Here is a 23,573-nt window from a genome sequence, read left to right as displayed (position 1 = left end):
AGGCGTCAGTCGCCGTCATCGTGACTGCCCTTCGTCGGGCCGTTGGGTTGGGGTAAGAGCGTCGACGGCAAGGCCTTGTTGCCGGCCTGCCGGCCACGAAACAGCGCGGCGCGGCCGAGCAGGATGCTGGTGACCGGCACCGTGATCGACAGCAGGATGATGATCAGCCAGACGTGCAGTTCCAGCCGGTGCGACAGCGCCGAGAAGTACACGATCGACGCCAGGGTGACGCACCAGGCACCCCAGGTTGACACCAGTGCCGGCGGATGCATGCGCTGAAAGAAATCCTTCAGGCGCACCAGGCCCAGCGCCGCGACGACGGCGAACACGGCGCTGGCCAGCAGCAGCGCCGCCACCAGAATCTCCGCCCAGAGGGCGACGCTGTCCGGCGAGTTCATTCGATCACCTCGCCGCGCAGCAGGAACTTGGCCATGGCTGCCGAGCTAACAAAGCCGAACAGCGCGATCAGCAGTGCCGCCTCAAAGTACATGTTGCTGCCGTAGCGGATGCCGATCACCAGCACGATCAGCATGCCGATCAGGTAGATGAAGTCCAGCGCCAACACGCGGTCCTGCGCCGAAGGGCCGCGCAGCACGCGCCACAGTGCGAGCAGGATGGCCACGCCGTAGAGGATCAGCGTGGCGGTGATGGCGTAGGACAGCAGGGGGCTCATGGGGCAGACTCGAAGATCTGGATCAGCGGGCGTTCGTAGCGTTGCTTGTACATTGCGATGAAGGCGTCGGCGTCCGGCGCGTCCCAGGCGTGCAGCAGCACGGCGCTGCTGTCGCGCGCCAGTTCACACCACACCGTTCCGGGCACCACGGTGGTGATCATGGCCAGCGAGGCCAGGCCAGACGGGTCGCGCAGGTCCAGCGGGATCTCGACGAAACGGCTGTGCACGGGGCGCGAGCGCTGGCGCAGCAGCGTCCAGAACACTTCCAGGTTGGACTGGACCACATCGCGCCCCACCGCCAGGATCAGGCGCAGCAGCACCCAGGGATGGCGGATGCGCGGGCGCGCCGGCCGTAGCGGGCCGAGCAGCGCTGGCGCGGCCACACCGACCACCACGCCGAGGATGATCTGGCCCGGGCTGAACGACTCGTTCAGCACCAGCCACATCACGATCAGGGCCAGGCTGAGCAGCGGCGAGGGCAGCAGGCGGCGGATCATCGGCGCAGGCCTCCTTCGCCGGTCGCGGTAGGTGAGGGCACGGGCTTGGTGGACACCACAGTGCCGATGTAATCCTTGGGGTCGTGCAGGCCGCGCGCGGTGGCGTTGACGTAGCGCAGCACCGCATCGGCCTGCCAGACCAGCACGCCCAGCAGCAGGACCAGCGCACCGATGGGCAGCGTCTCGATCACACGCAGTCGGGGCACAGGGCGGCCGTCCGGCGCCCAGAAATAGCGCACGCCGGCCCGCGACATGGCGATGGTGGTCAGCAGGCCGCCGATCACCAGCAGCGCCAGCAGGATCCAGGCGCCAAGCGAGACCGGCGCGTCGCGCCCAAAGCCGTCGGGGTTGAGCAGCGCCGACAGCATGACCACCTTGCCGACGAAGCCCGGCAGCGGCGGCAGGCCGGCGATGGTCAGGCCACACACGATGAACGCCAGGCCCAGGAAGGCCATTGCCGCCGGAATGGCGCGGCCGAACAGGGCCTGCTCGTCATCGTCGAGGTTGACGTCGCGCACCGGCATCAGGTCGACCGGATACGCAAAGGCCTCGTCGTCGGGTTCGACTTCGCTGACGTAAAGCGGGTTTTCCTCGACCTCGCGCGTGCGGTCGATCAGCTCGCCCAGCAGAAAGAAGGCGCTGATCCCCAAGGTGGAGCCGAGCGTGTAATAGAGCGCGCCACCGGTGACGGCAGGCTGGCCAAAGCCCAGCGCTGCCAGCAGCGTGCCGGACGACAGGATCACGCAGAACGCCGCCATGCGGCCCAGATGCTGATTGGCGATGATGCCGATGGCACCGAAGGTCAGCGTGACCAGACCGAGGCCGATCAGCACCGGGCTGCCAAACAGGGACGACACGCCCGCGTCCTGCGGGAAAAGCAAGGTCCAGACGCGCAGGATGGCGTACAGGCCGAGTTTGGTCATGATGGCAAACAGCGCGGCGACCGGTGTGCTGGCGCTGGAATAGGTGGACGGCAGCCAGAAATTCAGCGGCCAGGCCGCGGCCTTGATCAGGAAGGCGATCACCAGGATGGCCGCGCCCGCGTGCAGCAGGCCGCGGTCGTCCTCGGGGATGGCGGGCACCATGATCGCCATGTCGGCCATGTTCAGCGTGCCCGTTACGCCGTAGAGGATGGCCACGCCGATCAGGAACAACGAAGACGCCATCAGGTTCATGGCGATGTAGTGCAGCCCCGCGCGCACGCGTGCCCAGCCCGAGCCGTGCAGCAACAGCCCGTACGAGGCCGTCAGCATGATCTCGAAGAAGACGAACAGATTGAACAGATCGGCGGTGAGGAACGCCCCGTACAGGCCCATCAGCTGCAACTGGAACAGCGGGTGGAAGTGCACGCCCGCCTTGTGCCAGCGCGCGCTGGCGTACAGCACTGCGGCCATGCCCAGCACGCTGGTCAGCAGGATCATCATGGCCGAGAGCCGGTCGACCACGAGCACGATGCCGTAGGGCACCGGCCAGTTGGACGGCAAGTACACCCCCACGGCCTGCGGCGTGCCGATGTGCTGCACCCAGTACACCAGCGCGATGGCGATGAACACGCCCAGCGCGCACGAGGCCACGTTGACCACCGCCTTGAGCGGGCGCCGCTTGTCGCCCAGCAGCAGCATGACGGCTGCCGTTGCCATGGGCAGCAGGATCGGCGCGATGATCAGGTGCGGCATCAGCCGCTCGACCAACTCGGTGAAGGTCATGGCTGTGGCTCCTGGGCGCCCTCGGTGGGCAGGATCGCCTCGGTACCGTCGTCGGGCTCTTCGCCGTCGACGTGGTCGGTACCCGACAGGCCGCGCGAGGCCAGCAGCATCACCAGGAACAGCGCCGAGGTGGCGAAGCCAATCACGATGGCGGTCAGCACGAGCGCCTGGGGCAGCGGATCGGTGTAGTTCACGAGGTCGGGCGTCAGGCTTGCCTGAACGATGGGTTCGCGGTCGATCGACAGGCTGCCCATCGCGAAGATGAACAGATTGACAGCGTAGGACAGCAGAGTCAGCCCCATCAGTACCTGGAAGGTGCGCGGGCGCAGCACCAGCCAGACTCCCGAGCCGCCCAGCACGCCGATGGCGACGGCCAAGATGACTTCCATCAGGCGGCCTCCTCAGGTTGTTCGCCGGCTGCGGCCTTCTCGGGCGCCTTGCGGTGGCTACGCACCGATTGGTGGGCCAGCGCGGTCAGGATCAGTAAGGTCGAGCCCACGACCACCGCGAACACGGCCGTATCGAACAGCAGTGCGCTGGCGATATGGATCTCGCCCAGAACGGGCAGCGTCATGTGGGCCGTGTGGGTGGTCATGAACGGGAAACCCCACCAAAACGAACCCACGCCGGTCGCCAGTGCCAGCAGCAGGCCGACGCCGATCCAGCGCACCACGCGCAGCTGCAGGTGCGCTTCGACCCAGTGCGTGCCCGCCACGATGTACTGCGTGATGAAGGCGACCGACAGCACCAGCCCAGCCACGAAACCGCCACCCGGCTCGTTGTGGCCGCGCATGAAGACATAAGCCGAAATGACCGCAGCGATCGGCATCAGCAGGCGCACCAGCGTGGCCGGCACCATCATGTAACCCAGGGCCGTGTCCTGTGCGGTGCGCGGGTTGATCAGATCGGTGACCAGATCGGCAGGGATGGCGCGCTGCTGGGGTGGCGACTGGATCACCTCGCGCGGCGGGCGGAAGCGGCGCAACAGCGCATACACCGTCAGGGCCACGATGCTGAGCACGGTGATCTCGCCAAACGTGTCGAACGCGCGGAAATCCACCAGCATCACGTTCACGACGTTGGAGCCCCCGCCCTCGGGCAGGGCGCGGTCGATGAAGAAGGGCGAAATGCTTTGCGGGGCCGGCCGCGTCATCATGGCGTAGGCGAGGGCGGCCATGCCGGCACCTGCCACCACCGAGACGATCAAATCGCGCAGGCGGCGAGCCTTTACGCGCAACGCCAGGCTGGGCGATTCGTAGGGCAGGCGCTTGGGCAGCCAGCGCAGGCCCAGCAGGAACAGCACCGTCATCACGACTTCCACCGCCAACTGTGTCAGCGCCAGGTCGGGCGCCGAGAACCAGACAAAGGTCAGCGTGGTGACCAGGCCGACGCCGCCCACCATGATCAAGGCCGCCAACCGGTGGAACTTGGCCTGGTTGGCAGCGGCCAGCGCGCAGACGCAGCCCATCACCCAAAGCAACGCGAACTCGGGCGAGGCTGGAACGCGTTCACGGTCGCCCCAGGTCACGCCACCGCGCCACAGCGAGGCAGTGGCCGCGGCAATGGCGGCCAGCACCAGCATCAGCAACTGCGGCTGAAGCCGGTTGGTGGACAGCTTGGTCAGCGCCCAGCGCGCGCTGCGGTCCAGTGCGTAGAGCGAGCTCTGGAACATGCGCTGCCCGTCCAGCCGCGCCAGCAACGGCACGCGCTGGATCTGCCCGCCAGCCAGCCGGTGGCGCAGCAGCGCGTACAGCGCCAGCCCACCGGCCAGCGCGATCAGGCTCATGACCAGCGGCCGGTTGAAGCCGTGCCAGATCGCCAGGCTGAACCGCGGGAGTTCGCCGCCCACCACGGGCCGTGCAGCCAGATCCAGCGCGGGGCCAACCGACCACTGCGGAACGATGCCCACCACCAGACACAGCAGCACGAGCACCTCGATAGGCACGCGCATCCAGCGCACCGGTTCATGCGGCTCGAGCGGGAGTTCGGACCGGCGCGGACCCAGGAACACGCTGACCGAAAATCGCAGCGAATACACCACGGCGAAGATGCCCGCCACGGTGGCGGCGATCGGCAAGCCGTAGTCCAGCCAGGGGTAGGAACTGAGATCGATCGTCTCGGCGAAGAACATTTCCTTGGACAGGAAACCGTTCATCAGAGGGACGCCCGCCATCGCCGCGCTGGCGACGAAGGCCAGCGTCCCGGTGATCGGCATGGCCTTCCACAGCCCGCCCAGGCGCCGGATGTCGCGCGTGCCGGTTTCGTGGTCGATGATGCCGGCCGCCATGAACAGCGAGGCCTTGAAGGTCGCGTGGTTCATGATGTGGAACACCGCCGCCACCGCCGCCAGGTCGCGGTTCAGGCCCAGCAGCAGGGTGATCAGGCCCAGGTGGCTGATGGTCGAATAGGCCAGCAGGCCCTTCAGGTCGTGCTGGAACATCGCCACGTAGGCGCCCAGCACCAGGGTGATCAGGCCCGCGCCGCCGACGAGCCAGAACCATTGTTCGGTGCCCGACAGGGCCGGCCACAGGCGCGCCAGCAGAAATACGCCCGCCTTCACCATGGTGGCCGAATGCAGGTAGGCCGACACCGGCGTGGGCGCCGCCATCGCGCGCGGCAGCCAGAAATGGAAGGGGAACTGCGCGCTTTTGGTCAACGCGCCCAGCAGCACCAGCACGAGCATCGGCGTGTACAGGTGGTGCGCGCGGATCTCGTCGCCGCTGGCCAGCACCACGTCCAGGTCGTAGCTACCAACAATGTGGCCCAGCATCAGCATGCCGGCCAGCATGGCCAGGCCGCCCGCGCCGGTCACCGTGAGCGCCATGCGCGCGCCGCGCCGGGCGTCTTTGCGGTGGTACCAGTAGCCGATCAGGAGGAAGCTGAACAGGCTGGTCAGCTCCCAGAAGAACACCATCTGCACCAGGTTGCCCGACAGCACCACGCCCAGCATGGCGCCCATGAAGGCCAGGAAGAACGAGAAGAAGCGCGGCACCGGGTCGTTCTTCGACATGTAGTAGCGCGCGTACACCGCCACCAGCGTGCCGATGCCCGTCACCAGCAGCGCGAACATCCAGGCAAAGCCGTCCATGCGGACGACGAAGTTGATGCCCGCCGACGGGATCCAGCGGTATTCCTCGCGCAGCACCGCGCCGCCTTGCAACGCCGGGTACTGCCACGCCACCCAGACCAGGGCCGCCAACCCCACCAGGGCGGCCCAGACCGCCGCTGCCGTGCGCGCGTGCGTCGGCATCAGCGCTGCAACCAGGCTGCCGGCGAACGGTAGCAATAGCAGGTAAACCAGGTCCATCCAGAAAAGCTTGCGGGGCCGCGCCAGCCCGGCACGGCGCGGGGGGCGCGGTTCCGGTCAGGCTGCAGCGGTCAGGGGAGATGGGGCGATACGCCCCGGAGGAATGCCAGCCCAAATGATAATTCACAAAGAAAAGCGCCCTTGTCGGCGCGGGCCTTGCGCAGGCAGCTAGCAAATCGGGAGTGGCCTATCGCCACGCGACCTGAGCCCTGTGCCGGTGACCCCAGACGCCGTCGGCCGTACCATTGCCGCATGCGCATCCTGCTGGCCGAAGACGACACGATGATTGGCGAGGTGGTGCTGGACGCCCTGCGCGCCGAGCACTACGCCGTGGACTGGGTCAAGGACGGCCAGATGGCCGATACCGCCCTCACCACCGCCGACTACGACCTGCTGCTGCTCGACCTGGGCCTGCCGCGCAAGGACGGCCTGGAGGTGCTGCGCAGCCTGCGCGCACGCCGCCAGCGCCTGCCGGTGCTGATCGCCACCGCGCGCGACGCCGTGGGCCAGCGCGTGGCCGGGCTGGACGCGGGTGCCGACGACTACATCGTCAAACCCTACGACCTGGACGAGTTGCTGGCGCGCATCCGCGCGCTGCTGCGCCGCGCCGACGGCCGGGCCGAGCCGGCGTACGAGTGGGGCGACGTTTGCATCGTGCCGGCCACGCGCGAGGTGACCAAGGGCGGCGCCCCGGTGCAGCTGTCGGCGCGCGAATGGGCCGTGCTGGAACCCCTGCTGGCGCGCCCGGGCCGCGTGCTGTCGCGCCAGCAACTGGAAGAAAAGCTGTATTCCTGGCGCGACGACGTCAGCAGCAACGCGGTGGAGGTCTACATCCACGGCGTGCGCAAGAAGTTGGGCACGGACCTGATCCAGAACGTGCGCGGCCTGGGCTACCTGGTGCCGGCACAGGGGCCGGACGGTGCGGGTGCGATGGGGATGGCGCCATGAAGACTCCTGATTCGATAGCTGGTCGCGCTGATGGTTCTAGGGCGGAAGGCCAGTTTTACCCTGATAAACCGGCGCCATCGCTGCGTGGTCGGCTGATCGGCCTGCTGCTGGCCGCCGTCGCCGTGATTGCTGGCCTGCAGGCGCTGGTGACCTGGCGCACGGCGCTCAGTGAGACCGAAGCCGTGTTCGACGGCCAGATGGAGCGCATCGCCCTCTCGCTGACCGGCGGCTTGGCCGCCAGCTTGCTGGGCGATGACGCGCTGGCCAGCGGGCGCGTCGCGCGCGACCTGATCGTGCAGGTCTGGCGCGCCGATGGCGTCATGCTGTACCGCTCGCCCAGCGACCAGTTGCTGCCACCGCAGGCGGTGATCGGCTTCACCAACATCAGGGTGGGTCACGCCGACTTTCGCGTTTACGCGCTGCGCACGCCCACCCAGGTGATTCAGATCGCACAGGACACGGCCACCCGGCGCCAGGCCGCCGGGCAGCTGGCGCTGCGCGCGGTGCTGCCGATCGCGCTGCTGGCGCCGCTGCTGATGCTGATCGTCTGGGGCGTCGTCACCCGCGCGCTGGCCCCGCTCGACCGGGTGCGCCGCCAACTGGCCGAACGCCGCGCCAGCGACCTGGCGCCCATCGGCACCGCCGGCGTGCCGCTGGAGGTGCGTCCGCTGATCGACGAGTTGAACGCGCTGCTGGCGCGCCTGGCCAAGGCGTGGGACACGCTGACCCACTTCACCGCCGACGCTGCGCACGAGCTGCGCACGCCCCTGGCCGCGCTGCGCCTGCAGGTGCAAGGTCTGCAGCGCGCGCCCGACGCCGCCAGCCGCGATGTCGCTGCCGACCGCCTGCTGTCCGGCATCGACCGCGCCACGCGCCTGGTCGAGCAACTGCTGGCGCTGGCGCGGCAGGAGGGCGCAACGCCGGACGACGCGGTGGAACTCGATCTGACCGAACTGGCCCGCGCCGCGGTTCAGGACGTAGCCAGTGCCGCGGCTGCGCGCGATGTACGCATGCACCTGGTCGCGCCCACGCCGGTGCGGCTGCAAGGCCAGCCTGCGGCGCTGGCCGTGCTGCTGCGCAACCTGCTGGACAACGCCATCCGCCACACCCCGGAAGGCGGCATCGTGCAGGTGCAGACCTTGACTGGCGCCGACGCCGCGCCCGACCGCGTCGTGCTCACCGTGGAAGACGCCGGTGCCGGCGTGCCGCCGGCCGAGCGCGAACGTGTGCAGGACCGCTTCTACCGCGCTCCCGGTACACCGGGCCATGGCAGCGGCCTGGGCCTGGCCATCGTCAAATCGGTGGCGGACCAGCATGGCGCACGTCTGCGGCTGGACGATTCACCCACACTCGGCGGCCTGCGCGTGACCCTGGCCTGGTGAGGCTCTGGTTGGCTCTGGTCCTGCGCGGGTTGCTATCACTTTCGATGAGACGGGCGGCTGGTCGCGCGCCCTAAGTTTCACCTAACTGTCCTGCCCCACATTTGCACCATCCCGCCAGAACGGCGGCTTGGACACAAGGACTGGGACATGAACACGATGGAACTGAAATCGAAGAAACTGGTGGCGGCCCTGTTGGCCGCGGGCGTGCTCGGCGGCATTGGCGCGACCGCTGTGGATCGCCTGCAAACCCCGGCGCACGCGCAAGCCGCGCCCACCGTCACCGCGCCGGCGCCTGCCGTTCTGACGGCGGCCCCGGCGGCGGCATTGCCCAACTTCAGCGCCATCGCTGCGCAGTACGGCCCGGCGGTGGTGAACATCAGCGTCAGCGGCACGCGCAAGGTGTCGATGAACGGCGACGATGGTGATGATGACGACGACGCCGAAGCCGGCCCGGCCGCCCAGCGCGGCGCCGGCCCGGACGCACAGATGCAGGAATTCCTGCGCCAATTCGGCCTGCCGCCCGGCATGTTCGGGCAGATGCCTGGCCAGGGTCGCGGCGGTCCGATGCCCGAGCGGCCGATGCAGGGCCAGGGCTCGGGCTTCATCGTCAGCCCGGATGGCCTGATCCTGACCAACGCCCACGTGGTGCGTGGCGCGCAGGAGGTCAACGTCAAGCTGACCGATCGGCGCGAATTTCGCGCCAAGGTGCTGGGCCGCGACGACAAGACCGACGTGGCGGTGATCAAGATCGACGCCAAGGGCTTGCCGACGCTGCCGCTGGGCAGCAGCAAGGCGCTGATGCCCGGCGAATGGGTGATGGCGATCGGCTCGCCCTTCGGCTTCGAGAACAGCGTGACCGCTGGTGTGGTCAGCGCCAAGGGCCGCTCGCTGCCCGACGACAGCGCCGTGCCTTTCATTCAAACCGACGTGGCTGTGAACCCCGGCAACTCGGGCGGTCCGCTGCTGAACGCGCGCGGCGAGGTGGTGGGCATCAACTCGCAGATTTACAGCCGCTCGGGCGGTTACCAGGGTCTGTCCTTCGCCATCCCGATCGAGCTGGCCAAGCACGTCGAACAGCAGCTGGTCGCAACCGGCAAGGTGGATCACGCGCGGCTGGGCGTGACCGTGCAGGAAGTGAACCAGGCATTCGCCGATTCCTTCAAGCTGCCCAAGCCCGAAGGCGCGCTGGTGGCCAACGTCGAGCCGAATGGCCCGGCAGCCGCGGCGGGCCTGAAGTCGGGCGACGTGATCACCAAGGTCGACGGCCAGCCGGTGGTGGCCTCAGGCGATCTGCCAGCACACATCAGCCTGGCCAAGCCGGGTGACCGGGTGACGCTGGAGGTGTGGCGCCAAGGCAAGCCGGAGCAGCTGAGTGCGCAACTGGGCGGCGCCAAAGACAAGCCCGCTGCTGTGGCGCAGAACGACAAGGCGTCGCAAGGCAAGCTGGGCCTGGCTTTGCGTCCCCTGCAGCCGCAGGAAAAACAGCAGGCCAAGGTCGACGGCGGTTTGCTGGTTGAGCAGGCCAGCGGCGCCGCGGCCCGTGCCGGAGTGCAACCGGGTGACGTGCTGGTGTCGGTGAACGGCCAGCCGGTGAAAGACATCGACCAGGTGCGCGGCATCGTGGCCAAGTCCGACAAGTCGGTGGCGCTGCTGGTGCAGCGGGGCGGCCAGCAGCTGTTCGTGCCGGTGCGCGTGGGCTAAACCCGCCAGCGTCTACTGAAATCCTCCAAGGCCTCGCTTCATCTCTTGGCCTTCCTCAGAAAGCCGATGGCCCGTGTGGCTGTCGGCTTCTTTTTTGAGATTTCGAATCAAATCGGGTGCTGGCCATACAGCAGTCTGCGCGGGCAGCTATGAATTAAATAGTGGCGGGTGGCTCAGCACGCCACCCTGGGCGTCAGCGTGTGTAGCCCAGGCAGGCACCGGCGTTGGGCCGACCCTTGCATTCGCGGCGCAGGCGGGCTTCTTCGGACCGCTGGCGCTGAGTCGCGTCCAGGCCGTTGGCGTAGGTCGTGACAGGCGCACGCTTGAGTTGGACGCCGTGGGCCTTGCCCTTGCCCTTGGCCTGCGCAGGCGCGGCCATCGCCAGGCTGAGGCCGAGAACGGCCACGGAGCAGCTCAGGGCGCGAAGTAAGGTGGTCTTGGCGGTGGTCATGGCAGTGTCCTCAGGATGTTGGTCGGGCAGTACGGCGTTTGTGCGATGCTTGCAGATTCGCCTCATTGCCCCATTAGAAAAGTCCGTCGAGCCATGCGTCAAGCCGTTCTGAACCTCGAAGAATCCAAGATTCGTGAAGTAGCCAACGCTGGCATGGGGCGCGACGATGTCTTGCCCTTCTGGTTTGGCGAAAGCGACGAAGTCACGCCCGACGCCATTCGCCAGGCCGCCATCGCCGCGCTGCAGGCGGGGGAAACCTTTTATTCCCACAACCTGGGCCTGCCGGCCCTGCGCGAGGCGGTGGCCGCCTACACCAGCGCGCTGCACGGCCCCGTGGGCGCGGAGCGCATTGGCATCACCTCGGGCGGGGTGAACGCGCTGATCGTGGCCATGCAGACGCTGATCGACGCGGGCGATGACGTCGTCGCCGTCACGCCCGTCTGGCCCAACCTGACGGCGCAGCCGCGCATCCTGGGCGCGCACCTGCGCTGCGTGCCACTGCGGCCCGACGCGCAAGGCGCGTGGCAGCTGGACCTGCCCGCACTGCTGGCCGCCATCACGCCGCAAACCAAGCTGCTCATCGTCAATTCGCCCAGCAACCCGACGGGCTGGACGCTGACGCGCGCCGAGCAGACCGCCATCCTGGCGCACTGCCGCCAGACCGGCACCTGGATCCTGGCCGACGAGGTGTACGAGCGCCTGTACTACAAGGACGACACCGCCAACGGCGCGGCGCCGAGCTTTCTAGACGTGGCGGAGCTCGACGACCGCCTGGTGGTGGTTCAAAGCTTTTCCAAAGCCTTTTTGATGACCGGCTGGCGCCTGGGCTACCTGATCATGCCGCCCACCATGACGCAGGAAGTGGGCAAGCTGATCGAATTCAACACCTCGTGCGCCCCCGTCTTCGCCCAGCGCGGCGCCCTGGCCGCTCTGGCGCAGACCGCTGACATTACCCCGCCCATCGTCGCCCACCTGCGCCAATGCCGAGACACGCTGGTGCCGCTGTTGCAGACCGTGCCTGGCGTGGAAACCAGCGCCGCCCCCGGCGGCATGTACGCCTTCTTGCGCGTGGCGGGCTTTGGTGATTCGCTTGAGTTGGCCAAGCGGCTGGTCACCGAAGCCGGCCTGGGCCTGGCGCCGGGCGTGGCGTTTGCGCCCGAAGCGGAGGGTTGGCTGCGCTGGTGTTTTGCGTCGAAGGACGTGGGGCGGTTGGGGGTGGGGGTGGAGCGGTTGTGGGGGTGGTTGGCTGCGCGCGCGTAAGGCACGCGTCCAAGCGCTTCGCCTGCGCAAACCCAAAAAAAGCCGGCGCGAGCCGGCTTTTTCGCGAACCCGGTCTTTCGATCAGGGGAAAGTCGCGACGATGTTGGGTATCGACTGCCCGAGGATGAAGTCCTTGTATTTGGCTTCAAAGCCCGCGCGCGTGTACGTGGCCGTGGCGGCCGTCCCGGCGGTCATGGCAGTCGCGCCTTGACCCATCGCGTACACGGTGATCGTGTAGGTGTGGGTTTCACCTGCCGGCGGGTTAGGCCCTTGGTAGCCAGTTTGGCCGTTGTAGGCATAGCCTTGTACAACGCCAGTGAGAGGCGTCTTGCTCGCACCTTCTGGCAAGACCGTTGTCGCCGGGAGCAGGTTGAACAGCGACCAGTGTGCGCATGCTGCGACGCCCGGGCCGCAGGTGCCAAGAGGGGAAACCGTTTCGTCGTCCATGACGATCGCAAAGAATTTGGTCCCCGACGGTGCGTTGGCGATGCTGATGGCAGGCGAAACATCGCTACCGCCTGCACCTGCGCCTGCCGAGCCAATCGGTACCTTGCCCCCGGCGAAAGTGGAACTGCTGGCCGTCATCTGGGTTCCGCCCACCGTGATCGTCACGTCGTTGGTGCCGTTCAGGCCTCTGCCGTCGCGTGCTTCCAGGCGAATGGTGTAGTCGCCCATCACGTCCGGCTTGAAGGTCGGCTTGGCCGTGCCTTGGCCGGTCAGTGTAGCCGTGCTGGCGTTCGGCTTGCTGACGATCGTCCATACGTAGGTGATCGGATCGTTGTCCGGATCGGTGGTGCCAGAGCCATCCAACATGATCGTCCCACCGTCCCTGAGGCCTTGGTACGGACCACCCGCATTCGCCACCGGCGCCTTGTTGTTATCCGGCGTCGGTGAAGGTGAGGGCGTCGGCGAAGGGGAGGGCGTCGGTCCCGGAGCAGGGGGCGTCGGCGCGGGCGGCGTCGGCGCGGGCGGCTGGGGCGCCGGCTCGTCGGTGCCACCACCTGGCACGGGGTAGGGCGGCGGGGTGGTGCCGGGCGATGGGCTGGTGGCCGGGGCCGACGGATCGGTGGGTGGGTCGAGCGGGTAAGGGCCCTCGTCACTGCCGCCGCAGGCCACCAGGGCCATCAGGGAGCCAATCAAAGCCAGTTTGGTGCGACCGCGCATACGCCTCCTTGTTGATCGTTTGTGTTGAAACCAATGAAAACCATTGTTACGGACGAAGTCTAGCGCGCCAAGTCGGCGTGAATGTGCAAAGCGCCCGAGTCCGGGCGCGGCGATGTGGCAGAAGGCCAACGTTACTTGGTTGGGCGCGGGGAAGGTCAGTCAGGGCTATCGGGGACCAGGGTTAGGCACGATCTGCACGGAGCGGTGATCGACAGGCGTTTAATGTGGACTCAACGTTAGTGCTCGCCCCCCTCTCGCTCGTAACGCTGGCCCTCGCTGCTCGAAAGAATCAAATGGGCCTGATGATGGCAGGCGGAGGCGGCCCACCAACCTCGCTATAATCCCGAGGTTTTGCATTTCGCAAAGCGCACGTGGCGTGCAGTTCCGGCGCACCACGCAAGTCAAATCATTTGGAACGAGGATGTTTTTTCCATGATCTCTCAAGAGAAAAAAGCCGCTGTCGTCAAAGACAACGCCCGCGCCGCCAACGACACGGGCAGCCCTGAAGTGCAAGTGGCCATTCTGACGGCCCGCATCAACGAGCTGACTCCCCACTTCAAAGAGCACGCCAAGGACCACCACGGTCGCCGCGGCCTGCTGCGCATGGTCAGCCGTCGTCGCAAGCTGCTGGACTACCTCAAGGGCAAGGACGCTGATCGCTACCTGGCCCTGATCGCCAAGCTGGGTCTGCGCAAATAAGCGCCATGACACGTCAAAACGCCTGATCCCTGTCTGGGTTCAGGCGTTTTTGTCTTTTTTCCGCCGGAGTTGCCTGATTTCAGAGCGAAGCTGTGTCATTCCACCAAGGCCTTGCGCGTCGGCAAGGGGTTGCTGGAATGGCATCGTGTTCTGAATCAAATCGGCCTCCAGACGGCACCCAATCAGCGGTGCCAGCTACTTAAACAGGAGCAAACATGAGCATGTTCAATAAATTCACGAAGTCGTTCCAGTGGGGCGACAAGACCGTGGTTATGGAAACGGGCGAGATCGCCCGCCAGGCCTCGGGCGCCGTGCTGGTCGACATCGACGGCACCGTGGTGCTGGCCACCGTGGCCGCCAGCAAGTCGGCCAAGCCGGGGCAGGACTTCTTCCCGCTGACCGTCGACTACATCGAGAAAACGTACGCCGCCGGCAAGATCCCGGGCAGCTTCTTCAAGCGTGAAGCCAAGCCCAGCGAACTCGAAACCCTGACCAGCCGCCTGATCGACCGCCCGATCCGCCCGCTGTTCCCCGAAGGCTTCTTCAACGAAGTGCACGTGGTCATCCACACACTGTCGCTGAACCCCGAAGTCGACGCCGACATCGCCGCCATGATTGGCGTGAGCGCCGCGCTGTGCATCAGCGGCATCCCGTTCAACGGCCCCATCGGCGCGGCGCGCGTGGGCTACATCAACGGCGAATACGTGCTGAACCCGGGCCCCAGTGCCCGCAAGAACAGCCAACTGGATCTGGTCGTCGCTGGCACCGAATCGGCCGTGCTGATGGTCGAGTCCGAAGCCGATCAGCTGTCCGAAGACATCATGCTGGGCGGCGTGGTGTTCGGTCACGAACAAGGCAACATCGCCATCAACGCCATCCATGAGCTGGTGCGCGAAGCGGGCAAGCCGCTGTGGGCCGACACCGGCGCCTGGGCGCCGGAAGTCAAAGACGAAGCCTTTATCGCCAAAGTGGGCGGCGTGGCCGAAGACAAACTGCGCGCGGCCTACCAGATTCGCAGCAAGCAGGCCCGCACCCAAGCCGTGCGCGAAGCCTACGCCGGCGTGAAAGACGCGCTGAAGGCCGAAGGCGCCGAATTCGACGCCGTCAAGCTGGACAACCTGCTGTTTGAACTGGAAGCCGGCATCGTGCGCAGCCAGATTCTGGCGGGCGAGCCGCGCATCGACGGCCGCGACACGCGCACCGTGCGCCCCATCGAAATCCGCAACGGCGTGCTGCCGCGCACCCACGGCTCGGCGCTGTTCACGCGCGGCGAGACGCAGGCGCTGGTCGTCACCACCCTGGGCACCGAGCGCGACGCGCAGCGCATCGACGCGCTGGCTGGTGAGTTCGAAGACCACTTCCTGTTCCACTACAACATGCCTCCCTTCGCCACGGGCGAGGCCGGTCGCATGGGCTCGACCAAGCGCCGCGAAGTCGGCCACGGCCGCCTGGCCAAGCGCGCGCTGATCCCGCTGCTGCCGGACCGTGCCGAGTTCCCCTACACGATCCGTGTGGTGTCGGAAATCACCGAATCCAACGGCTCCTCGTCGATGGCTTCGGTCTGCGGCGGCTGCCTGTCGCTGATGGACGCCGGCGTGCCCATGAAGGCGCACGTGGCCGGTATCGCCATGGGCCTGATCAAGGAAGGCAACCGCTTTGCCGTGCTGACCGACATCCTGGGTGACGAGGATCACCTGGGCGACATGGACTTCAAGGTGGCCGGCACGACCAACGGCATCACCGCCCTGCAGATGGACATCAAGATCCAGGGCATCACCAAGGAAATCATGCAGGTTGCCCTGGCGCAGGCCAAGGAAGCGCGCATGCACATCCTGGGCAAGATGCAGGAAGCCATGGGCGAAGCCAAGGCCGAGATCAGCAGCTACGCGCCCAAGCTCTACACGATGAAGATCAACCCCGAGAAGATCCGCGACGTGATCGGCAAGGGCGGCGCCACCATCCGCATGCTGACGGAAGAGACCGGCACCACGATCGACATCGGCGAAGACGGCACCATCACCATCGCCAGCAACGACGCCGCCAAGGCCGACGACGCCAAGCGCCGCATCGAACAGATCACCGCCGAAGCCGAAGTGGGCAAGGTGTACGAAGGCCCGATCACCAAGATTCTGGAATTCGGTGCGCTGGTCAACATCCTGCCGGGCAAGGACGGTCTGCTGCACATCAGCCAGATCTCGCATGAGCGCGTGGAACAGGTCAGCGACGTGCTGTCCGAAGGCCAGGTGGTGCGCGTGAAAGTGCTGGAGACGGACGACAAGGGCCGCATCAAGCTGTCGATGAAAGCGCTGCAAGAGCGCCCGCCGCGCCCTGAAGGCGAAGAGCGTGCGCCGCGCGAATACCGCGAGCCGCGCGGTGACCGTGGCGACCGCGGTGATCGTCCTCCCCGTGGTGATCGTGGCGACCGTGGCCCGCGTGAAGACCGTGGTGACCGTCCGCCACGCGCCGAGCGCGAGCCACGTCCGGAGTCGGCCGACGCCCATGCACCGGCCGCTCCCGTGGCCGAAGAGCAGCAGCAGCAACAACAGCAGTAAGCAACTTCACTTTTGATAGCTGCCCGCGCAAGTCCCTCTAGCGCGGGCGGCCCATTTGACTATGAAGTGCATTGAGATTCGCGAATACGGCGCACCCGAGGTGCTGGTGCCGGCCGAGCGCGCCCAGCCAGCGCCGGGTGCGGGCGAGTTGCTCATCCGCGTCGCCGCGTCGGGGGTGAACCGTCCTGACGTGCTGCAGCGCACGGGCAACTACCCGGTGCCGCCGGGTGCGTCGGATCTGCCAGGGCTTGAAGTGGCCGGCACCATCGTGTCGGGCGACGTGCAAGCCATGGCCGGAGCAGGCTTGGCCGTGGGCGACCGCGTGTGCGCATTGGTGGCCGGTGGCGGTTATGCCGAGTACTGTGTGGCCCCGGTGGCGCAATGCCTGCCGGTGCCAGCCGGTTGGAGCGACGTGGAAGCCGCTTCGCTGCCCGAGACCTTCTTCACCGTCTGGAGCAACGTGTTCGACCGCGGTCGCCTGCAAAAGGGCGAGACGCTGCTGATCCACGGCGGCACCAGCGGCATCGGCGTTACCGCCATCCAGCTCGCCAAGGCGGCTGGGGCCACTGTGATCGTCACCGCCGGCAGCGACGAGAAATGCGCCGCCTGTCTGAAGCTGGGCGCCGACCACGCCATCAACTACCGCACCACGGACTTCGCCGAGCAGGCGAAGCAGCTGACCGGCGGCAAGGGCGTGGACGTGATCCTCGACATGGTGGCGGGCGATTACGTCAAGCGCGACGTCGAATGCCTGGCTGAGGACGGCCGCCTGGTCATCATTGCGGTGCAGGGCGGTACCAAGGCCGAGTTCAACGCCGGGCTGGTGCTGCGCCGGCGCCTGACCCTCACTGGGTCGACCCTGCGTCCGCGCCCGGTGGCGTTCAAGGGCGCGATCGCGCAGGCGCTGAAAAGCAATGTGTGGCCGTGGCTGGAAAGCCGTCGCGTGCAGCCGGTGATCCACAGCGTGTTCCCGGCCGCCGAGGCGGACGATGGTCTGCCCAGCGGCGCCGCGCGCGCCCATGCGCTGATGGAAAGCGGTGACCACATCGGCAAGATCGTTCTGACCTGGGGTGAGGCATGAGTGCCAAAAAACTGATCGCCGGCAACTGGAAGATGAATGGCAGCCTGGCTGCCAACCAGACGCTGGTGCAGGCGCTGCTGGCCGGCATCGGCCAGCCGACCTGCGACGTGGCGCTGTGTGCGCCTTTCGTCTACCTGCCGCAACTGCAGGCGCTGCTGGCCGACACCAGCACCGTCGAGCTGGGCGCGCAGGACCTGTCGCAGCACGACAGCGGGGCCTACACGGGCGATGTGTCCGGCGCGATGCTGCGCGATTTCGGCGTGCGCTACGCCATCGTCGGCCACAGCGAACGCCGCCAGTACCAGGGCGAGACCGATGTGCAGGTGGCCATCAAGGCCAAGCGCGCGCTGGCGGCCGGCTTGACCCCGATCGTCTGCGTGGGCGAAACCCTGCGCGAGCGGGAAGAGGGCATGACCGAGTTCATCGTCAAGCGCCAGCTGTCCGCGGTGATTCACCTCAATGGCCACTGCATCAGCGAGATCGTTGTTGCCTATGAGCCCGTCTGGGCGATTGGCACCGGCAAAACCGCCACCCCCGACGAAGCGCAGGCCGTGCACGCCGTGCTGCGCGCGCAGCTGAAGGCGGCCACCGAACACGCCGACCGTGTGCGCATCCTCTACGGCGGGAGCATGAACGCGGCCAACGCGGCCGAGCTGCTGGCCCAGCCGGACATCGACGGCGGCCTGATCGGCGGCGCGTCGCTGAAGGCGCCCGATTTTCTGAAGATTATTGCCGCTGCACGTTGATGGACGAGCGCGGGCAGCTATCAAATTTGGAGTAATGGAATGAACTTTGCACTCAATCTGGTGCTGGTGCTGCAGATCCTGTCGGCGCTGGCCATGGTCGGCCTGATCCTCATGCAGCACGGCAAGGGTGCCGACATGGGCGCGGCCTTCGGCAGCGGCGCGTCGGGCAGCCTGTTCGGTGCTTCCGGCAGCGCGAACTTTCTGTCGCGCGCCACGGCGGTGCTGGCCACCGTGTTTCTGGCGTCCACGCTGGCGCTGGCTTACTTCGGCTTCAGCATCCGCACGCCCTCGTCGTCGGGTGGCAGTGTGCTGGACCGCGCTGCCGTGACGGCGCCGGCTTCGGCTGCCTCAGGCGCCGCTTCGGCGGCATCCGCTGCGGGTGCTGGGAGCATTCCGACCGACTCCGCCGAACCCGCCGCGGCAGGTTCTGCTGCTGCCCCGGCGTCGGCCACGGGCGCCGCCCAAATCCCGACCAACTGAGTTGGCTCAAAGGACTCTGAAAATCCTCTCGCCAAGCCTGTAACCGAGGGTTTTCAGGGTAAACTCCTAGTTGCTGCCGACACCTGTCACTGGCGTTTCAGACAGGGTGACCGGATTGGTGGCTGACACGATTGCCGTCGTGGTGAAATTGGTAGACACGCTATCTTGAGGGGGTAGTGGCGAAAGCTGTGCGAGTTCGAGTCTCGCCGACGGCACCAAGTACAAGATGCGGGTGACATCCCACGGATGACCGCCCGCACCCGACACAGAGCCTACGATGAATCTCTCCGAGTACCTTCCCGTCCTGCTGTTTATCCTGGTGGGTCTGGCGGTCGGGGCGCTCTGTCTGGGGATGGGGGCTTTTCTCAAGCCGCACAAGCCCGATGCGGCCAAGAACTCGCCCTACGAATGCGGCTTTGAGGCATTTGAAGACGCGCGCATGAAGTTCGACGTGCGCTACTACCTCGTCGCCATCCTGTTCATCCTTTTCGATTTGGAAATCGCCTTCCTTTTCCCTTGGGCGGTCTCGCTGCGTGAAGTCGGTTTGCCGGGCTTTGTCGCGGTGCTGATCTTCCTGAGCATCCTCGTCGTGGGTTTCATCTACGAGTGGAAAAAAGGCGCGCTGGATTGGGAATGAAGCGGATCGCGCAGAGCGTCGATCAAGGACTCGCACATGAATGAACAGCTTCAACAAAAAGGCTTTCTGCTCACCGGCGTCGATGCGGCGGTGAACTGGGCCAAGACCGGCTCGTTATGGCCGGTGACCTTCGGGCTCGCTTGCTGCGCGGTCGAGATGATGCACGCCGCTGCGGCGCGCTACGACATCGGCCGTTTTGGCGCCGAAGTGTTTCGCGCCAGCCCGCGTCAGTCCGACCTGATGATCGTGGCGGGCACGCTGTGCAACAAGATGGCGCCGGCGCTGCGCAAGGTCTACGACCAGATGGCCGAGCCGCGCTGGGTAATCTCCATGGGCTCCTGCGCCAACGGCGGCGGCTACTACCACTACAGCTATTCCGTGGTGCGCGGCTGCGACCGCATCGTGCCCGTCGACGTGTACGTGCCCGGCTGCCCGCCCACAGCCGAGGCGCTGCTGTACGGCATCATCCAGTTGCAGCAGAAGGTGCGCCGCACCAACACGATCGCACGGGTGTGACCAGCATGGCCGACATTGCAATTGCTCCCGAGACCCTTCGTGACACCATCGCTGCCGCGCTGGGTGACAAGGCGCTGAATCTGGAAGTCGCGCTGAATGAGGTCGTGCTGACCGTCTCGCCTGCTGACTATCACGGCGTGATGCAGACGCTGCGTGACGCGCCCGGCTGCCAGTTCGAGCAGATGATCGACCTGTGCGGTCTGGACTATTCCGCCTATGGCGATGGCCGTTGGGAAGGCCCGCGCTACGCGGTGGTGCTGCAATTGCTGTCGGTCAGCCTGAACCAGCGCGTGCGCGTGCGCGTTTTCTGTGCAGACGACGAGCTGCCGGTGCTGCCCACGATCACCGATCTGTGGAGCGGCGCCAACTGGTACGAGCGCGAGGCGTTCGACCTGTACGGCATCGTGTTCGACGGCCACGACGACCTGCGGCGCATCCTGACCGATTACGGCTTCATCGGCCACCCGTTCCGCAAGGATTTCCCGCTGTCTGGTCACGTTGAAATGCGCTACGACGCCGAGCGTCAGCGCGTGATCTACGAGCCTGTGTCGATCGAGCCGCGTGAAGTCACGCCGCGGGTGATCCGTGAGGACAACTACGGGGGCCTGCACTGACGCGCCGCGTCGGCATAGACAGACATGGCTGAGATCAAGAACTACACCCTGAACTTCGGGCCGCAGCACCCGGCCGCGCACGGCGTGCTGCGCCTTGTGCTCGAAATGGACGGCGAAGTGCTGCAACGCGCCGACCCGCACATCGGCCTGCTGCACCGCGCCACCGAAAAGCTGGCCGAGCACAAGACCTACATCCAGTCGCTCCCGTACATGGACCGTCTGGACTACGTGTCCATGATGTGCAACGAGCACGCCTACTGCCTGGCGGTCGAACGCCTGCTGGGCATCGAGGTGCCGATCCGCGCCCAGTACATCCGCGTGATGTTCTCCGAAATCACGCGCATCCTGAACCACCTGATGTGGCTGGGTTCGCACGGCAACGACTGCGGGTCTTCGACCATGCTCGTCTACACCTTCCGCGAACGCGAAGACCTGTTTGACGTGTACGAGGCCGTGTCGGGCGCGCGCATGCACGCGGCGTACTTCCGTCCCGGCGGTGTGTACCGCGACCTGCCGGACGCCATGCCGCAGTACCGCTACAGCAAGATCCGCAGTGCCAAGGCGCTGGATGAGCTCAACAGCAACCGCAAGGGCTCGCTGCTGGACTTCATCGAGGACTTCACGAAGCGCTTTCCCAAGCACATCGACGAGTACGAAACGCTGCTGACCGACAACCGTATCTGGAAGCAAAGAACGGTTGGTATCGGTGTGGTGACGGCGGAGCGTGCTCTCAATTTGGGACTCACCGGGCCGATGCTGCGTGGCTCCGGCATCGCCTGGGATCTGCGCAAGAAGCAGCCCTACGAGGTCTACGACCAGATGGATTTCGACATCCCGGTCGGCAAGACCGGTGACACCTACGACCGTTATCTGGTGCGGGTGCAGGAGATGCGCGAATCCAACCGCATCATCCAGCAGTGCGTGAACTGGCTGCGCGCCAACCCCGGTCCGGTGATCGTGGACAACCACAAGGTGGCACCGCCTTCTCGCGAGGCGATGAAAACCAACATGGAAGAGCTGATCCACCACTTCAAGCTTTTTACCGAAGGCATGCACGTGCCAGAAGGCGAGGCCTATGCCGCTGTGGAACACCCGAAGGGCGAGTTCGGCATCTACATGGTGAGCGACGGCGCCAACAAGCCCTACCGCATGCGCATTCGCGCGCCGGGCTTTGCGCACCTGGCCGCGTTGGACGAAATTGGCAGAGGGCACATGCTGGCCGACATCGTGGCCATCATCGGTACCCTGGACATTGTGTTTGGAGAGATTGATCGATGAGCGCCAACGCCTCTCCCGCGGCCATCGCGCCGCTGTCGGAAGCGACGCGCGAACGTTTCGCGCGTGAAGTCGCCAAGTACCCGCAAGGGCAACAGCAGTCGGCCGTGATGGCCTGCCTGTCGATCGTGCAGCAGGAGCAGGGCTGGGTCAGTCCCGAGAGCGAAGTGGCAATCGCTGCTTACCTCGACATGCCGCCGATCGCGGTGCACGAGGTGACTTCGTTCTACAACATGTACAACCAGCGTCCTGTTGGCCAATACAAGCTGGCGGTGTGCACCAACCTGCCGTGCCAGTTGCGCGGTGGCCAGGCGGCACTGGAATACCTCGAGCAAAAGTTGTCTTTGAAGGCTGGTGAAACCTCGGCCGACGGCCGCTTCACGCTGCAGCAGTGCGAGTGCCTGGGCGCCTGTGCCGACGCGCCGGTCATGCTGGTCAACGACCGCACCATGTGCAGCTTCATGAGCGATGACAAGCTGCGTCAGTTGGTCGACGGCCTGAACCAGACGGAGGGCGCGCAATGAACGCCTCCCAGGTACTGTCGCAGTTTGCCGCCACGGGCGTGCAGACCTGCTTTCACGGTCGCCACATCAACCCGCAGATCTACGCTGATCTAGATGGCACCAACTGGCACCTGAAGGATTACGAAGCGCGCGGTGGCTACCAGGCGCTGCGCAAGATCCTGGGCAAGGATGGCGGTGCTGGCCTGACGCAGGACCAGGTGATTGCCACGGTGAAGGAATCGGCATTGCGCGGTCGCGGTGGGGCGGGCTTCCCCACGGGCCTGAAGTGGAGCTTCATGCCGCGCCAGTTCCCGGGTCAGAAGTACCTGGTCTGCAACTCGGACGAAGGCGAGCCGGGCACCTGCAAGGACCGCGACATCCTGATGTTCAACCCGCACATCGTGATCGAAGGCATGGCCATTGCGGCCTACGCCATGGGCACGAGCGTGGGCTACAACTACATCCACGGTGAGATCTTTCAGGTCTATGAGCGCTTTGAAGCCGCGCTCGAAGAGGCGCGTGCCGCCGGCTACCTGGGTGACCAGATCATGGGCAGCGACTTCAACTTCCAGTTGCACGCGCACCATGGTTTTGGCGCTTACATCTGCGGTGAAGAAACCGGCCTGCTGGAGTCGCTGGAAGGCAAAAAGGGCCAACCGCGCTTCAAGCCGCCGTTCCCGGCCAGCTTTGGCATGTACGGCAAGCCGACGACGATCAACAACACCGAAACCTTCGCGGCCGTGCCGTGGATCATCCGCAACGGTGGCCAGGCGTACCTGGAATGCGGCAAGCCCAACAACGGCGGCACCAAGATCTATTCGGTCAGCGGTGACGTCGAGCGGCCCGGTAACTACGAAATCCCGATGGGGACGCCGTTCTCCACGCTGCTGGAGTTGGCCGGTGGCGTGCGCAACGGCCGCCAGCTGAAGGCGGTGATTCCCGGTGGCTCTTCGTCCCCGGTTCTGCCCGCGTCCGTCATGATGGACTGCACCATGGACTACGACAGCATCGCCAAGGCGGGCTCCATGCTCGGCTCGGGTGCTGTCATCGTCATGGACGACACGCGCTGCATGGTCAAGTCGCTGCTGCGCCTGTCGTACTTCTATATGCACGAATCGTGCGGCCAATGCACGCCCTGCCGCGAAGGCACAGGCTGGCTGTGGCGCATGGTCGAGCGCATTGAAAAGGGCGAGGGACGCCCCAGTGACATGGAGCTTTTGGATTCCGTGGCCGGCAACATCATGGGGCGCACCATCTGTGCCCTGGGCGATGCCGCTGCCATGCCGGTGCGCGGCATGCTGAAGCATTTCCGTCACGAGTTTGAACACCACATCGAGCACAAGCGCTGTGTGGTGCCGGCCTACGTCTGAGGCTGCCCGAA

General features: G+C 66.1%; 23 protein-coding genes and 1 tRNA gene. 16 read left to right on the top strand and 8 right to left on the bottom strand.

The features are described 5' to 3' along the window. Positions 1–5 precede the first annotated feature (5 nt). From FVQ98_RS17515 to FVQ98_RS17490, 6 genes are read right to left on the bottom strand one after another with little or no spacing between them, the layout of a single operon-like run. Positions 6–398, bottom strand: coding sequence for a Na+/H+ antiporter subunit G (locus tag FVQ98_RS17515; RefSeq protein WP_147914740.1), 393 nt, complete (start codon positions 396–398; stop codon positions 6–8). Continuing rightward, positions 395–673 carry a K+/H+ antiporter subunit F gene (locus FVQ98_RS17510; RefSeq protein WP_147914739.1) on the bottom strand — a complete coding sequence of 93 codons (279 nt, stop codon included), beginning with the start codon at positions 671–673 and terminating at the stop codon, positions 395–397. The genes FVQ98_RS17515 and FVQ98_RS17510 overlap by 4 nt, the downstream gene beginning before the upstream one ends. After that, positions 670–1,170: a Na+/H+ antiporter subunit E gene (locus tag FVQ98_RS17505; RefSeq protein ID WP_370512982.1), complete on the bottom strand. Its 501-nt coding sequence runs from the start codon at positions 1,168–1,170 to the stop codon at positions 670–672. The genes FVQ98_RS17510 and FVQ98_RS17505 overlap by 4 nt, the downstream gene beginning before the upstream one ends. Continuing rightward, positions 1,167–2,876: a monovalent cation/H+ antiporter subunit D gene (locus tag FVQ98_RS17500; protein WP_255507839.1), complete on the bottom strand. Its 1,710-nt coding sequence runs from the start codon at positions 2,874–2,876 to the stop codon at positions 1,167–1,169. Before FVQ98_RS17500 ends, FVQ98_RS17505 begins: the two co-directional genes overlap by 4 nt. Continuing rightward, on the bottom strand, positions 2,873–3,265 hold the full coding sequence (locus FVQ98_RS17495; RefSeq protein ID WP_147914738.1) for a Na+/H+ antiporter subunit C: 393 nt from the start codon (positions 3,263–3,265) through the stop codon (positions 2,873–2,875). The genes FVQ98_RS17500 and FVQ98_RS17495 overlap by 4 nt, the downstream gene beginning before the upstream one ends. Further along, the gene (locus tag FVQ98_RS17490) at positions 3,265–6,183 is read right to left on the bottom strand and encodes a monovalent cation/H+ antiporter subunit A (RefSeq protein ID WP_147914737.1); all 2,919 of its coding nucleotides are present in this window, start codon (positions 6,181–6,183) and stop codon (positions 3,265–3,267) included. The genes FVQ98_RS17495 and FVQ98_RS17490 overlap by 1 nt, the downstream gene beginning before the upstream one ends. Before the next feature lie 252 nt (positions 6,184–6,435). Between FVQ98_RS17490 and FVQ98_RS17485 the strand changes: the two genes are divergently transcribed. From FVQ98_RS17485 to FVQ98_RS17475, 3 genes are all read left to right on the top strand, one after another. After that, complete coding sequence (locus tag FVQ98_RS17485) at positions 6,436–7,131, top strand: response regulator (RefSeq protein WP_147914736.1); 696 nt, start codon at positions 6,436–6,438, stop codon at positions 7,129–7,131. Beyond that, a complete protein-coding gene (locus tag FVQ98_RS17480) occupies positions 7,128–8,513 on the top strand; it encodes an ATP-binding protein (RefSeq protein WP_147914735.1) in 1,386 nt (461 codons plus the stop codon). Before FVQ98_RS17485 ends, FVQ98_RS17480 begins: the two co-directional genes overlap by 4 nt. 147 nt (positions 8,514–8,660) lie before the next feature. After that, positions 8,661–10,214 (top strand): DegQ family serine endoprotease, encoded by a 1,554-nt coding sequence (locus FVQ98_RS17475; protein WP_147914734.1) that lies wholly within the window; start codon positions 8,661–8,663, stop codon positions 10,212–10,214. 193 nt (positions 10,215–10,407) lie between these two features. Here FVQ98_RS17475 and FVQ98_RS17470 read toward each other — a convergent pair whose 3' ends face one another. Next, the gene (locus FVQ98_RS17470) at positions 10,408–10,665 is read right to left on the bottom strand and encodes a hypothetical protein (RefSeq protein WP_147914733.1); all 258 of its coding nucleotides are present in this window, start codon (positions 10,663–10,665) and stop codon (positions 10,408–10,410) included. A 93-nt stretch (positions 10,666–10,758) separates the two neighbouring features. Here FVQ98_RS17470 and FVQ98_RS17465 point away from each other — a divergent pair, with 93 nt between their 5' ends. Next, the gene (locus FVQ98_RS17465; RefSeq protein ID WP_147914732.1) at positions 10,759–11,925 is read left to right on the top strand and encodes a pyridoxal phosphate-dependent aminotransferase; all 1,167 of its coding nucleotides are present in this window, start codon (positions 10,759–10,761) and stop codon (positions 11,923–11,925) included. Between the two features lie 81 nt (positions 11,926–12,006). On the opposite strand, the gene FVQ98_RS17460 is transcribed toward FVQ98_RS17465, so the two are convergent. Beyond that, on the bottom strand, positions 12,007–13,089 hold the full coding sequence (locus FVQ98_RS17460) for a YbhB/YbcL family Raf kinase inhibitor-like protein (protein ID WP_147914731.1): 1,083 nt from the start codon (positions 13,087–13,089) through the stop codon (positions 12,007–12,009). A 432-nt stretch (positions 13,090–13,521) separates the two neighbouring features. Between FVQ98_RS17460 and rpsO the strand changes: the two genes are divergently transcribed. The 12 genes from rpsO (at position 13,522) to nuoF (ending at position 23,562) form a co-directional block, all read left to right on the top strand. Next, on the top strand, positions 13,522–13,788 hold the full coding sequence (gene rpsO / locus FVQ98_RS17455; RefSeq protein ID WP_147914730.1) for a 30S ribosomal protein S15: 267 nt from the start codon (positions 13,522–13,524) through the stop codon (positions 13,786–13,788). A gap of 215 nt (positions 13,789–14,003) precedes the next feature. Next, the gene (gene pnp, locus FVQ98_RS17450) at positions 14,004–16,340 is read left to right on the top strand and encodes a polyribonucleotide nucleotidyltransferase (protein ID WP_147914729.1); all 2,337 of its coding nucleotides are present in this window, start codon (positions 14,004–14,006) and stop codon (positions 16,338–16,340) included. A 61-nt stretch (positions 16,341–16,401) separates the two neighbouring features. Then, positions 16,402–17,421, top strand: coding sequence for an NAD(P)H-quinone oxidoreductase (locus tag FVQ98_RS17445; RefSeq protein WP_147914728.1), 1,020 nt, complete (start codon positions 16,402–16,404; stop codon positions 17,419–17,421). Next, positions 17,418–18,167, top strand: coding sequence for a triose-phosphate isomerase (gene tpiA / locus FVQ98_RS17440; RefSeq protein WP_147914727.1), 750 nt, complete (start codon positions 17,418–17,420; stop codon positions 18,165–18,167). The genes FVQ98_RS17445 and tpiA overlap by 4 nt, the downstream gene beginning before the upstream one ends. Before the next feature lie 39 nt (positions 18,168–18,206). Beyond that, positions 18,207–18,647, top strand: coding sequence for a preprotein translocase subunit SecG (gene secG / locus FVQ98_RS17435; RefSeq protein WP_147914726.1), 441 nt, complete (start codon positions 18,207–18,209; stop codon positions 18,645–18,647). Positions 18,648–18,780: 133 nt separating this feature from the next. Continuing rightward, positions 18,781–18,865, top strand: a tRNA-Leu gene (locus tag FVQ98_RS17430). Between the two features lie 59 nt (positions 18,866–18,924). Beyond that, positions 18,925–19,284: an NADH-quinone oxidoreductase subunit A gene (locus tag FVQ98_RS17425; protein ID WP_147914725.1), complete on the top strand. Its 360-nt coding sequence runs from the start codon at positions 18,925–18,927 to the stop codon at positions 19,282–19,284. Between the two features lie 36 nt (positions 19,285–19,320). Then, positions 19,321–19,800, top strand: a complete 480-nt coding sequence (locus FVQ98_RS17420; RefSeq protein WP_147914724.1) for a NuoB/complex I 20 kDa subunit family protein — start codon at positions 19,321–19,323, stop codon at positions 19,798–19,800. Positions 19,801–19,805: 5 nt separating this feature from the next. Beyond that, entirely contained in the window at positions 19,806–20,414 is a 609-nt protein-coding gene (locus FVQ98_RS17415) for an NADH-quinone oxidoreductase subunit C (protein WP_147914723.1), read from the top strand. 24 nt (positions 20,415–20,438) lie between these two features. Beyond that, a complete protein-coding gene (locus FVQ98_RS17410; protein ID WP_147914722.1) occupies positions 20,439–21,692 on the top strand; it encodes an NADH-quinone oxidoreductase subunit D in 1,254 nt (417 codons plus the stop codon). Continuing rightward, the gene (gene nuoE, locus FVQ98_RS17405; RefSeq protein ID WP_147914721.1) at positions 21,689–22,213 is read left to right on the top strand and encodes an NADH-quinone oxidoreductase subunit NuoE; all 525 of its coding nucleotides are present in this window, start codon (positions 21,689–21,691) and stop codon (positions 22,211–22,213) included. The genes FVQ98_RS17410 and nuoE overlap by 4 nt, the downstream gene beginning before the upstream one ends. Beyond that, positions 22,210–23,562, top strand: coding sequence for an NADH-quinone oxidoreductase subunit NuoF (gene nuoF, locus FVQ98_RS17400; RefSeq protein WP_147914720.1), 1,353 nt, complete (start codon positions 22,210–22,212; stop codon positions 23,560–23,562). The genes nuoE and nuoF overlap by 4 nt, the downstream gene beginning before the upstream one ends. Positions 23,563–23,573 lie beyond the last annotated feature (11 nt).

This window comes from Ottowia flava (assembly GCF_008017535.1).
Taxonomy (GTDB): domain Bacteria; phylum Pseudomonadota; class Gammaproteobacteria; order Burkholderiales; family Burkholderiaceae_C; genus Ottowia; species Ottowia flava.
The sequence above is the reverse complement of the archived record's forward strand: the minus strand, read 5'-3'. Positions and strand labels throughout refer to the sequence as shown.